9 protein-coding genes are annotated in these 12713 nt (G+C 71.6%); 7 read left to right on the top strand and 2 right to left on the bottom strand.

The window, feature by feature from the left end:
• Positions 1-13: 13 nt before the first annotated feature.
• Entirely contained in the window at positions 14-1621 is a 1608-nt protein-coding gene (locus ACWCQK_RS30520; RefSeq protein WP_451160409.1) for a serine/threonine-protein kinase, read from the top strand.
• 4 nt (positions 1622-1625) lie between these two features.
• Here the strand turns inward: ACWCQK_RS30520 and ACWCQK_RS30515 are convergent, their stop codons facing one another.
• The gene (locus ACWCQK_RS30515) at positions 1626-2432 is read right to left on the bottom strand and encodes an SGNH/GDSL hydrolase family protein (protein ID WP_451160407.1); all 807 of its coding nucleotides are present in this window, start codon (positions 2430-2432) and stop codon (positions 1626-1628) included.
• 232 nt (positions 2433-2664) lie between these two features.
• Here ACWCQK_RS30515 and ACWCQK_RS30510 point away from each other — a divergent pair, with 232 nt between their 5' ends.
• The 6 genes from ACWCQK_RS30510 to ACWCQK_RS30485 all read left to right on the top strand — a co-directional run bounded on the left by ACWCQK_RS30510 (position 2665) and on the right by ACWCQK_RS30485 (position 11095).
• Positions 2665-3099 (top strand): hypothetical protein, encoded by a 435-nt coding sequence (locus tag ACWCQK_RS30510; RefSeq protein ID WP_451160405.1) that lies wholly within the window; start codon positions 2665-2667, stop codon positions 3097-3099.
• A gap of 1 nt (position 3100) precedes the next feature.
• On the top strand, positions 3101-4195 hold the full coding sequence (locus tag ACWCQK_RS30505) for a GNAT family N-acetyltransferase (protein ID WP_451160403.1): 1095 nt from the start codon (positions 3101-3103) through the stop codon (positions 4193-4195).
• Between the two features lie 389 nt (positions 4196-4584).
• Positions 4585-5406, top strand: coding sequence for a glycosyltransferase family 2 protein (locus ACWCQK_RS30500; RefSeq protein WP_451160401.1), 822 nt, complete (start codon positions 4585-4587; stop codon positions 5404-5406).
• The gene (locus tag ACWCQK_RS30495) at positions 5403-6428 is read left to right on the top strand and encodes a glycosyltransferase (protein WP_451160399.1); all 1026 of its coding nucleotides are present in this window, start codon (positions 5403-5405) and stop codon (positions 6426-6428) included. The genes ACWCQK_RS30500 and ACWCQK_RS30495 overlap by 4 nt, the downstream gene beginning before the upstream one ends.
• The gene (locus tag ACWCQK_RS30490) at positions 6421-7221 is read left to right on the top strand and encodes a polysaccharide deacetylase family protein (protein WP_451160397.1); all 801 of its coding nucleotides are present in this window, start codon (positions 6421-6423) and stop codon (positions 7219-7221) included. The genes ACWCQK_RS30495 and ACWCQK_RS30490 overlap by 8 nt, the downstream gene beginning before the upstream one ends.
• Positions 7214-11095, top strand: coding sequence for a lipopolysaccharide biosynthesis protein (locus tag ACWCQK_RS30485; protein WP_451160395.1), 3882 nt, complete (start codon positions 7214-7216; stop codon positions 11093-11095). Before ACWCQK_RS30490 ends, ACWCQK_RS30485 begins: the two co-directional genes overlap by 8 nt.
• Positions 11096-11117: 22 nt before the next feature.
• On the opposite strand, the gene ACWCQK_RS30480 is transcribed toward ACWCQK_RS30485, so the two are convergent.
• Positions 11118-12539: a GH39 family glycosyl hydrolase gene (locus tag ACWCQK_RS30480; protein WP_451160393.1), complete on the bottom strand. Its 1422-nt coding sequence runs from the start codon at positions 12537-12539 to the stop codon at positions 11118-11120.
• Positions 12540-12713 lie beyond the last annotated feature (174 nt).

The following is a 12713-nucleotide window of genomic DNA, read 5'->3' as shown; positions in this document are numbered from 1 at the left end:
GAGGGGGCCACCGGTGTCCGAAGAACCGGGCAGTGAACGGTTGATCGCGGGTCGCTACCGGCTGCTGTCGCCACTCGGCGAGGGCGGCATGGGGACCGTGTGGCGGGCCCGTGACGAGGTGCTGCACCGCGAGGTCGCCGTCAAGGAGGTGCGCGCGCCGGCCGGTCTGCCGCGGTCCGAGGTCGAGCGGATGTACGCCCGGCTGGAGCGCGAGGCGTGGGCGGCCGCCCGGGTCTCCCACCGCAACGTGGTGACGGTGTACGACGTGGCCATGCAGGACGGCCGGCCCTGGATCGTGATGGAGCTGGTGCGCGGCGTCTCGCTCGCCGAACTCCTGGACGCCGAGGGCCCGATCACCCCGCAGCGCGCCGCGCAGATCGGCGCCGAGGTGCTGGCCGCGCTGCGCGCCGCGCAGGAGGCGGGGGTGCTGCACCGGGACGTGAAGCCGGCCAACGTCCTGCTGTCGAACGACGGCCGGGTGGTGCTCACCGACTTCGGTATCGCCATGGTCGAGGGCAGCTCCGCGCTGACCATGACCGGCGAGGTCATCGGCTCGCCCGAGTTCCTGCCGCCGGAACGGGCGCTCGGGCGCACCCCGGGACCGGAGTCGGACCTGTGGTCGCTCGGCGTGCTGCTGTACGCGGCGGTCGAGGGCAACTCCCCTTTCCGCCAGGCCACTCCGCTGAACACACTGCGCGCGATCGTCGAGGACGAACTGCCGCCGCCGTACCGGGCCGGGCCGCTGGCCCCCGTCATCGAGGGGCTGCTGCGCAAGGACCCGGCCGAGCGGCTGTCCGCCGGGCAGGCCGAGCGGGATCTACGGCTGATCGGCGCGGGGGGCGACCCGCGCGCGGACACCGTACGGTCGCCGTCGTACCCACCGACGGTCGCCGGCCCTCCGCAGGGGTCGCGCCAGGAACCGCCGCCGCCACCGTGGCCCGGCCCGGCGACCACGCCGGAGCCCGTCTCCGGCGCGACGGCCACCGCGGTCCGGCCGGCCGGCAACCGCCGTGCCGCCGTGGTGCTGATCGCCGGGCTGGCCGCTCTCGCGCTGGCCATCGCCGGACTGACGTACGCGCTGCTGAACGGCGACGACGACAAGGGGAACAAAGGGGGCGGCAGCGTCACCACCGAGAGCGGCGGCGGGATCTCGCCCTCCGCGAGCGAGCGGAGCTCCCCGGACGGCACACCGTCCTCGTCGGCCCACAGCGGCAGTCCCACGACGCACGCCCCGGCGCAGACGGTCGACGTCACGCTCACGGGCGCGCACACGCACTACGAGGGCGGTTGTCCGCCGCCGGACGCGGACGCGCCCGCGTTCACGGCGACGATCAGTGTGGGCAGGCTGCCGGCCGAGGTCACGTACCGCTGGGTGTCGAAGAACGGCCAGGTCTCGGACCCGGGCTGGAAGACGCTGTCGTTCGCCGCGGGCGGCGGGCGGTCCCGGCAGGACAAGGTGATCGTGACGACGTACTCGCAGACCGGCACGTTCACGAACGAGATCGGTGTGGAGGTGCGCGATCCGGTGCACGTGACGTCCGACGCGGTGCCGTTCTCGGTGACGTGCGTGAAGGAGACCCCGTCGGGCGAGGTCTCCCCCTCTCTCAGCGCGACTCCGTGAGAGTTCAGGCCGCGTTCGTCAGGACCGGCAGGTAGCCGCCCGAGTGCCCGGCCGCGGTCGGGTGGTAGGACACACCGATGTCCAGCCAGTTGAGGCTGTGCAGCCAGGAACTGCCGGAGCAGATCTCGTGGCCGGTGAACGTCGAGCGGACGTCGCCGAACGTGAAGCCGTGGGCGGCGGCGCGTCGCGCGACGGCCGCGTCGAGATAGTCGGCCGCGCCGTTGATCGCGGCGCGCTTGGTGTCGGAGAGGCCGATGCAGGTGGCGCCGATCTTGTAGAAGCGGGGGTAGCCGATCACGACCACGTGGGCGTTGGGGGCGTTCGCGCTGATCGCGTTGTAGACGGTGTCGAGTTTGCCGGGCAGCGTCGAGTCGACGTAGGCCTTGGCGGTGTTGATGCGGGAGACGCAGCCGCTGTCCGAGGAGAGCACACAGGTCGTCATGACGTCGGCGAAACCGGCGTCGTTGCCGCCGATGGTGATCGAGACGAGGCCGGTGGAGGCGTTGAGCCCGCCGAGCTGACTCGCCAGAACATCATCCGTTCGGGCACCCGAGCAGGCGGCGAAGGTGAACGACGACGGGGCGTGAGCGGCGTTCCAGAGGTAGGGGTACGCCTTCGTGCTGCGGTCGCAGTCGCCGCTGGAGCTGATGTAACTGCCGGCGCCGACCCCGGAGGAATAGGAGTCGCCGAGGGCCACGTAGCCGGTGGCGGCGGCGTTGTCGGACGCCTGCGCCATACCTGTCCCGGTGAGGGCGATACCGCCGGCGAGGAGGAGTGAGCTGACGAATGCCGTGATTCGGGAACGTCTCATGGAACCTCCCTTTAGCAGGATCTCTGCTTCAACTTTCGTAGCAACTACGCGTGTTGACAGGAAGTGTCCATGCCAAGATTTCTGGGCCCCGGGGACACCCGGCACCCCGGGCGTACCGGCCTCCCCGTCCCGGACGGCATCCGCGGCGCCCGAGTTGCGCACCTTGACGGCCCCCTTGGGGCTGCGCGACATTGAAGCCCGGCATCCGGCACTTCGGGGGGCAAAGTCGCCCATGCAGAACATAGGTATCCAGACAGCTTCGACAGCTTCGACGGAGGGCACCGAACAGTCACGGCCAGGACCGGGGAGGGACCTGTCGCCGCTGCTCGCGGGCGCCGCCACGGCAGTCGGGGCGATCGGCGCGCTGCTCGCGCTCACCGGCTCCGACTCGGCCCTGCGCGGCCCGTTCGCCCTGTTCTTCCTGCTCGTGGCCCCGGCGTCCGCCATCGCGGCCGCCCTGCGGGGGCTGGACCCATTCGGTCGCGTGCTCGCCTCGGTCGCGGGCGCGATCGCTCTGGACATGCTGGTGGCCCAGGGCATGCTCGCGGTGCACCGCTGGTCGGTGGCCGGCGGGATCACGGCGGTCACCGTGTTCAGCGCCCTGACTCTCCTGCTGGTTCCGGTGCGGCGACGGTTCGGCCGTACGGCGAGAAGACAGGGTTCCTGACGTGGACATCAGCGTGTACCGCCCGGGCGAGCTGAGCGCCGCCCACCGGGCGGCGTGGACGGCGATGCAGTCCAAGGCCCATCTGCACGACACTCCCGCTCTCGCGAATCCGTTCCTGTCGCCCGAGTTCACGCTCGCGACGGGCCGGGTCAGACGCGGCGTGCGGATCGCGGTCGTCCTGGAGGACGGGGAGCCGGCCGCGTACTTCCCCTTCCAGAGATCGGCCGCCGGTGTCGGCAGAGCCGTCGGCCTCGGCGTCTCCGACGCCCAGGGTCTGGTGCACCGGCCCGGGTTCGGCTGGGACGCCCGCGACCTGTTACGCGCCTGCGGGCTGGCGTTGTGGGAGTTCGACCATCTGGTGGAAGGCCAGCGGCCGTTCGAGGCGGGAGCCTCCGGCACCTTCCCGTCCCCGGTCATGGACGTCGACCAGGGCTACGAGACCTATCTGGACGGGCTGCGCGCCCGGTCGCCGAAGTTCGCCCGCACCACGCTCGCCAAGGACCGCAGGCTCGGCCGGGACGCCAAGGACGTGCGGTACGTCCATGACGAGCGCGATCCGGCCGCGCTGCACGCCCTGATGGCGTGGAAGTCCGCGCAGTACCGGCGCACCGGGCGCAGCGACCGCTTCGCGCACGAGTGGATCAGCCGGCTCGTGCGGCAGCTGTTCCACAGCCGCTCCGAGTCGTTCGCCGGCATCCTGTCGGTGCTGTACGCGGACGGCAGGCCGGTCGCCGCGCACTTCGGACTGCGCACCGAACGCGTACTGGCCTGCTGGTTCCCGGCGTACGACCCGGCGTACGCGAAGTACTCCCCGGGCCTGATCCTGCATCTGCGCATGGCCGAGGCGGCCGCCGCCGACGGCATCGCGTACCTCGATCTGGGACGGGGCCAGAAGGGATACAAGGACTCCCTCAAGACCCGCGAACTCAGCGTGTCCGAAGGGTGGGTGACACGTCGTCACCCGGTGGCGGTCGGACACCGGGCACGCCGTGCCCCGGTCCGGGCGCTGCGCAACGCGGTACTGGCCCGTCCGGAACTGTTCGAACCGGCGGACCGCCTGCTCAAACGGGTGGGTCATTTCCGTTCGAGTAGGTGAGCAACACCGCACAAAGTTGTGTAACGGCCAAACCAACAAAAAGGTGAGACTCGTTCCAGCTCTTGCCATACAGGTTCAATCGTCAATACCGTCGTACATCTCACTCGCATCGGTCCGTCGGCACACGGCTCAGGGGAGGGACCACAGGGCCACGGCGTACCGGCGCGGGGCGCGGTAGGGGGGTGCCGTGCTCGGTGGGCGCACTTGTCGCCGAGTCGTGCCGCGCGACCGGCCGTCGTCATCCGGCGGGCCGGCCAGCTTTGCCAGCTCATCCGCGTGCACGGAGAGCCATTTCGCCGTGCCGTGGAGGAGAAACCCCCCTTTCGAACCGGACACATAGCCGGGCCGCCCAGGGGCGGGCGGTCCACCGGACGAGAGGGACCAGAATCATGAGCTCAGTTCTGCGCCCGGCCACTTCGGGCCAGGATCCGACGACGGCCGGTCACTACCGGCCGATCTCCACTCATTTGGCCATCGCTCCACCGGTGAGCGTGGTGATACCCGCCATGAACGAGGCGGAGAACCTTCCGTACGTCTTCAAGACCCTTCCGGACTGGATCCACGAAGTGGTCCTGGTGGACGGCAACTCCACCGACGCCACCGTCGAGGTCGCCCGCGATCTGTGGCCCGGCGTCCGGGTCGTCGCACAGGACGGCAAGGGCAAGGGGGATGCCCTGATCACCGGGTTCGAGGCGTGCACCGGCGACATCATCGTGATGGTCGACGCGGACGGCTCGGCCGACGGCAACGAGATCGTGTCGTACGTCTCCGCCCTCGTCTCGGGCGCGGACTTCGCCAAGGGTTCCCGCTTCGCCAACGGCGGCGGCACCGACGACATGACCTTCATCCGCAAGCTCGGCAACTGGGCGCTGTGCACGGTCGTCAACCGCAAGTTCGGCGCCCGCTACACCGACCTGTGCTACGGGTACAACGCGTTCTGGCGGCACTGCCTGGACAAGATCGACCTCGACTGCACCGGCTTCGAGGTCGAGACGCTGATGAACATCCGGGTGGTCAAGGCCGGGCTGAAGGTGCAGGAGATCCCGAGCCACGAGTACCTCCGCATCCACGGCGCGAGCAATCTGCGGGCCGTGCGGGACGGGTTACGGGTGCTCAAGGTGATCCTCGGCGAGCGCTCGAACCGGCGTGAACTGCGCCGCCAGGCGCACCACTCCCCCATGCTCGACTCGGGCCGGGGAGAGGTGTCTTGAGCGGTCCCGACATCTCCGTCGTGATCTGCGTGTACACGGAGGACCGCTGGGAGGACATCCTCGCGGCGGTCGCCTCCGTGCGCGCGCAGTCCCGTCCGGCCCTTCAGACGCTGCTGGTCGTCGACCACAACGCGGCGCTCCTGGACCGCCTGACCAAGGAGTACAAGGAAGCTGACCAGGTGCTGGTCCTCGCCAACGCCGGTCCCCGCGGACTGTCCGCGGGCCGCAACACCGGCATCGCCGCCTCACGCGGCGAGGTCGTCGCCTTCCTCGACGACGACGCCGTGGCCGAGCGGGACTGGCTGCGCCGTTTCGCCGAGGGGTACGCCGACCCGCGCGTGATGGCGGTCGGCGGCCGCACGGTGCCGATCTGGGCCTCGGGGCGCAGGCCCGCCTGGTTCCCGGAGGAGTTCGACTGGGTGGTGGGCTGCACGTACCGGGGCCTGCCCCCGGGCCGGGTCCGGGTGCGCAACGTCCTGGGCGGCAACGCCTCGTTCCGTCGTACGGCGTTCGACGCGGCGGGCGGATTCGCCACCGGCATCGGCCGGGACGGCGACCGCCGCCCGCTGGGCTGCGAGGAGACGGAACTGTGCATCCGGCTCACCCGGGCCAGACCCGACGCGGTGCTGCTCATCGACGACCGCGCCGTGATCCACCACCGGGTGCCCGAGGCGCGCGAGCACTTCGGGTACTTCCGCACGCGCGCCTACGCGGAGGGTCTGTCCAAGGCGCTGGTGGCCCGCAGCGTCGGCGCCGGCAAGGGTCTTGAGTCCGAACGCCGGTACGCCACCCGCGTGTTGCCGACGGGTGTGGCCCGCGGTCTGCGCGACGCGCTGCTGGGCCGGCCGGGCGGCGCGGGCCGGGCCGGGGCGATCGTCGCGGGCGTACTCACGGCGGCCGGCGGGTATGTCGTGGGCCGTGCCCGGACACGCGGGGGCGGGGCCACCTTCTCGGTGGTACGGATCGAGGCGCCCCAGGACGGCCGGGCGAGCCGGCGGAGCACGGAGGAAGCACATGACTGAGCCCACCGTGCCGATCCTCATGTACCACGCGGTCGCGGCCGACCCCAACGACGCCACCCGGACCCTGTCGGTCGCCCCCGAGGCGTTCGCCGAACAGATGGCCCTGGTCGGCGATCTGGGCCTGACCCCGCTCACCACGGCCGACCTGGCGGCCCGCTGGCGGTCGGGCCGGCCGCTGCCCGCGCGCCCGGTCCTGATCACCTTCGACGACGGCTACGAGGGCGTGCACCGGCACGCCCTGCCGGTCCTCGTCAAACACGGTTTCGCGGGCACGCTGTTCGTGTCGACCGGGTGGATCCGGGGCGCGTACGACACCGGCGGCGGCCTGGACACCATGCTCGACTGGGACCAGGTGCGCGATCTCGCGGCGGGGGAGGTCGAGATCGGCGGCCACAGCCACAGCCATCCGCAGCTCGACCAGCTCGACGACGGTCCGCTGCGGCACGAGCTGACCCGCTGCCGGGACATCGTCGCCGACGAACTGGGGTCCCCGCCGGTGTCGTTCGCCTATCCCTACGGCTACTCCAGCCGCCGGGTGCGGCAGGCGGTGCGCGCGCACGGCTTCGCCCAGGCGCTCGCCGTCGGCAACGCTCTCGCCCGCCGCCGCCAGGGACCGTACGCCCTGCGACGCGTCACCGTGCGCCGGAGCACCGGGATCGAGGAGTTCGAGCGGCTCGTCCAGGGCCGCTCGATCACCCGGGACTTCGCCAGGGACCGTGCCCTGACCAAGGGGTACGCGATGGTCCGCAGAGCCCGACAGATCCGTCGGAAGGCCGGCCGTTCCCGTGTCTGACACGACGACCACAGCGCAGGACGCTTCGACCGTGACCGAGGCACCCGAGCGGACGCCGCGCCGGCTGCGCCTGCCCGGCCTGGGCCGGTCCGCCGGCGGCGGCAACCAACTGTTCCGCAACGCCTACGCCCTGATGCTCAACACCGGCATCTCCGCGGTGCTCGGCCTCGGCTTCTGGCTGGCCGCCGCCCGGTACTACTCCGAGTCGGCGGTCGGCCAGGGATCGGCCGCGATCGCCGCGATGAAGCTGCTCGCGGGTCTGACCGCGGTGACCCTGACGGGCGCGCTGGCCCGCTTCATACCGGTCGCCGGACGGGCCACCGGTCGCCTCATCTTCCGTACGTACGCGGGAAGTTCGGCGATCGTGGCGGTGGCCGCGGGCGTCTTCCTGCTGACCCTGGGCGTGTGGGGGCCGTCGTACCGGTTCCTGCACGGGCCGGTCAGCGGGCTCGGCTTCGTCGTGGCGGTCGTCGCCTGGAACCTGCTCACGCTCCAGGACGGGGTGCTGACGGGACTGCGCAGGGCGCTGTGGGTGCCGGTCGGCAACACCGTGTTCTCGGCCGTCAAGCTGGGGCTGCTGGTCGCGTTCGCGGTGGCGATCCCCGCCACGGGCGTCTTCGTGTCCTGGGTCGCCGCGATCGCCACCTCCGTGGTGCCGCTGGGCTGGCTGGTGTTCCGCCGGCTGGTGCCGCGGCACGTCAAGGCGACCGAGGACCAGGCGAAGCCGCCGACCCTGAAGGAGATCGGACGGTTCCTGGCCGGGGACTACACCGGTTCGCTGTTCTCCCTCGCCGTGGTCTACCTCGTCCCGGTGATCATCGCCTCGCAGGTCAGCTCCGAGGACAACGCGTACTTCTACATCACCACGACCATAGGCGGCACGGTCAACCTGCTCGCCATCAACATGGGCGCCTCGCTGACCGTCGAGGGCTCGCACGACCCGGCCCGGCTGGCCGCCAACACCCGGGCCGCGCTGAAGCGGATGTCCCGGATCATGCTGCCGGTCTGCGGGGTGCTGTTCGTCGGCGCGCCCTGGATCCTGGGCGTCTTCGGCTCGGGCTACGCGGACGCGGCCACGCCGCTGCTGCGCTGGTTCGCCGTCGGCGCGGTACTGCGGGTCGTGATGGAGACGTACTTCGCGGTCCTGCGCGCCCAGAGCCGCACCGGCGGACTCGCCTGGCTGCAAGGCCTGCTGTGCGTACTGGTGCTCGGCCTGACGCTGCTGCTCCTGCCGCGCATGGGCCTGGTCGGCGCGGGCGTCGCCGAGATCTCCAGCCTCGCGGTGATCGTGACGCTCGCCGCGCCGCGGCTGTACCGGACGGTCAGGGCCGTGCCGGCCGCGGCCGCCGAGACCGCGGCCCCCGACGGCGACCTCGCCGACCTGGGGGCGCGTGAGGTCCCCGCCCCGGGCGCCGCGCCCCGCAGGCGGGGGCCCGCCTGGGCGCTGGACTCCGACACCCTCGCCCTCGGCATCCACGTCGACTTCGACCACCAGGAACGCCGGCCGGACGTCCGGCCCGGTCCTGGCACCCCGCCCACCGGCACCCCCGTCGTCGACGCCGACCCGCGCCCGGCCCGGGAGCCGGAGCGGCAGCCGGGGTCGGAGGCGTCGCTCGGCCCGGCCGACGCCGCGCGCCGCGACGAGGCGGAGGTCGACGCCCCCTTCGGGGCCGAGTTCGGCACCGGCCTCGGCGCACGGGACCGGGAACTCGACACGGCCCGGGAGCGGGACGGAGAGGCGCGGGAGTCCCTCGTACGGCAGGACCCGTCCGGGGACGATCCCGTACGGGAGGATCCGCCCGCGTCCGAGGAACCGCCCGTACGCGGGCCCGTCGGGCCGACGTCCTGGCGCGAGCGGCTGCTGCCGACCCGCCCCGGTCTGGTCCTCGGCTGTCTGCTGATCGCCGCGCTGCTGCTGTACTGGGTGCCCGCGCTGCGTCTCGGCGAGGCCGACCTCGACGGGATGGGCGGGCTCGGGCTGGTCTCGGTGCTGCCGCTGCCGACGCTGGTCGGCGCCGCGCTGCTGATCGCGGTCTTCGCCTCGCTGCTCTGGCTGGGCCGCGAGCACAAGGGACTGCTGCTGGTCACGCTGCTGGCGACGGTCGTCTCGCTGCACGCGCTGCCCGCCGTCATCGAGGCCGAGCCGAGGTTCGCGACCGCCTGGCAGCACCTCGGTTTCCTCGACTACATCGACCGGACCGGTTCGGCCGTGCCCGACCTGGACGCGCGCTGGAGCTGGCCCGGCTTCTTCGCGGCGGCCACGTTCGTGCTCAAGGCCTGCGGGGTCACCGACTTCACCGAACTGATCCGCTGGTGGCCCCTGGCCGTCCAGCTCCTCTACCTGGCCCCGATGTTCCTGCTGGTGCGCTCGATACGGGCGAGCTGGCGGGCGAAGTGGACCGGCATCTGGATCTTCGTGCTCAGCGGCTGGGTCGGCCAGGACTACTTCTCCCCGCAGGGCTTCACCTACCTCCTCTACCTGGCCTTCGTGGCGATCCTGCTGGTCTGGTTCCGCGCCCCGCGCGTGCTCTGGACGAAGCGGCGGCCCGGCGAGGCGGAGGTCGAGCCGACGAACCGGCGTCAGCGGGCCGTGCTCCTGGGGGTGCTGGTCGGCCTGTTCGCGGCCACCGTCCCGGCTCACCAGCTCACCCCCTTCGTGATGCTGGGCGTGCTGGCGGTCCTGGTCGTCCTCGGCCGCTGCGAACTGCGCGGACTGCCGCTGCTGTTCGCCGTGATCGTGGCGAGCTGGGTCGGCTTCATGGCGGAGCCGTACTGGTCCGGCCACTTCGACGACCTGTTCGGCGGGGTCGGCGGCGTCGGCAGCAACGTCAGCACGTCCGTCTCCGGCCGTATCCAGGGCGGCAGTTCGACCCACAAACTGGTGCTCTACACCAGGGTGCTGCTGGCCGGCGGGCTGATGGCGTTCGCCTGCTGGGGCTGGTGGCGGCGGCGCGAGCACAGGTACCGCGAGGTGTCGCTGCTCGTCCTCACCTTCGTCCCGTTCCTGGGCTTCGGCATGCAGTCGTACGGCGGCGAGATGGCGCTGCGCGTCTTCATGTTCGCCCTGCCGGGCGCCGCCCTGCTCGCGGCCCTCGCACTGTTCCCGCGTACCGGGATCACCGCCGAGGAGCGCGACAGGGACCGGGTGAGCCTCGCCCCGCTGGCCGCGCTCATGGCGGGCCTGGTCCTCATGGGCGGCTTCCTGGTGGCCCGTTGGGGCAACGAGCCGTTCGAGCGGATCCGGCCCGGCGAGGTCACCGCCATGGAGTACGTCTACGCCCATGACGATCCGACCGTACGGCTGCTGTGGCTGAGCGATGACACCGTGAACAACGTGACCCCGGCGATGCCGTGGGGCGCGCGGGACATGGAGAAGGTGCAGTACGTGCCGACCCTGGCGCCCAGTGACCCGGTCCTGGTGTCGGGCCTGGTCAAGGCGCTGAAGGACGCGGGCCCCCAGTCGTATCTGATGGTCAACCGCAGCCAGGTGGTCTACCTCGAACTGGACGTGGGCTACTCGGCGACCTGGGAACCCCGGCTGCTGGAGAACCTGGACCGGCGGCCGGAGCTGACGAAGGTCCTCGTCAACGACGACGTGACCCTGTACGCGCTGCGCGAGCGGCCCACGGGCGCGGTGCCCAAGGCCGAACCGGGTCCGATCGGCCCGCAGATCACCTGGACGCCCTGGTCGGTGGTCGGCGCGCTGGCTGCCCTCGCGCTGATCGTGCTGCTGAGCGCGCGCGAGGTGGCCAGGGTCGCGATGCGGCCCAGCGTGCGGCAGCAACGCTGGTTGCAGAGCGGATTCTGGTTCGCGCTGCCGCTGCTGGCGGTGCTGTTCGCCGCGCTGGTGCAACGGTTCCTGACGATGAAGTGAGCGGCGAACGGGGTGCGGCGGCTCAGCGGTCGAGCCACTTCACCTCGTACGCCCGCATCGCGAACCGTCTGCCGTCGACCCGCGCGCTGATCGGCCGGTCGAGGGTGTTGACCACCAGGACGGCCCGGTCGGTGGCGAGGACCCGGACGTTGGACACGTCGTCCGGGGCGACGGGCACCGTCGCGTACCTCGTGCCGGGCCCGAAGGCCGCGCCGAACCGCGAGATCAGGTCGTACATGGGCATCTTCCCGCCGCCGCCCGACGTCTGCGTCGGCCGCCACAGGCAGCCCGGGCAGGCGGTGCCCTTCTCCTTCTCCGGATTCCAGTAGAAGCCGGAGGAGGCGCCGCCCTTGGCCATCGCGATCATTCCGGCGGCCTGCACGGCGACCCGGCGGGTCTCGGACCAGCCCTTGCGCTCGTCGTTGCCGTCCGCGGGCTCGACGTAGTACTCCGCCCACCACAGCGGCAGGTCACCGGTCTGCCGCCGTACCCACTGGCCGACGGCGGTCAGCTTCTCGGTGGCGCCGAACTCGTCGGGCAGCAGTTCGTCGTCCTTGGTGTAGCTGGAGCCGTCGACGACGACGAAGTCCGCGCCGGCCTTGTGCTCGTTCCAGTAGCCGAAGGCGTCCAGGACACGCTGGTCCATGGCGCCCCACGGCCCCTTGAAGGTCGTCGAGGCCTCTTCCGCGCGCGGGTCCACACTGTCCATCACCAGGTACGGGCCGCCGACCATGATGTCCTTGTCGACCTTCTTCAGGGCCTGGTGGACGAGGTTGTACATGCGGGTGTACCCCTCGTAGTCCCAGCGGCCCTCGGCGTCGTTCCAGAAGCCCTTGAACTCGTTCCAGACGATGAAGTGACGTACGTCGGGGTAGCGCTTGGCGACGGTCGCGGCGAGCGCGGCGAAGTCGGCGTAGTGCTTCGGCCGGGGGGCCGTCTCCAGGGCGGACTGGCTCCAGTCGGTGCTGTCGGCGCCGGCCTTGCCGCCCTTCATCCAGTCCGGTGAGCAGCACAGGGTGATGACCGGGGTGCCGCCCGACGCGCGGACGAAGTCGACCCGCCGGTCCAGCGCCGCGAAGTCGTAACGCCCCTTGACCGGCTCCGGGTTGTCGGCGCCCCAGCCCATGATGGCCTGGTTCTGCGGCAGGCCCCCGTCCTTGGACAGCAGCCCCTCGACCCGCCGGGTGGCGGCGGCGCCGCCCTGGTCGGCGCTGAACTGGGTGTGCGTGAAGCCCCAGCCCACGTCGGGTTCCGCCGCGCCCGTCGGGCCGACGGGGGTGCCGTGCACCTTGTCGCCGTCGGGCGTGGTGCCCACGGTGCTGCCACCGCCCCCGGGCAGCGTGTTGATCAGGGTCACGATCAGAGCGAGTGCGGCCACGCCCACGCCGAGCAGCGCGGTGAGCCGCCACCGCAGTGCCCCCGAATTCCACCCATGACGTCCCATCAAGGGCAACAGTAACGGCGCGTACGGCCGTTCGGGCAGGTGTCGTGAACGCACAGCCTCGTAACAGGAGGAGAACGCGGAAACGGAGGGGGCGGGACCGGCGAGGCGCGCGGAGGGGACGCGCCGGAAGTGGGGGAACAGCGATACACCGGAAGTGGGGAACACGGCCGACAC

This window comes from Streptomyces sp. NPDC002306 (genome assembly GCF_053593435.1).
This window is presented reverse-complemented; position numbering and strand designations above follow the sequence as displayed.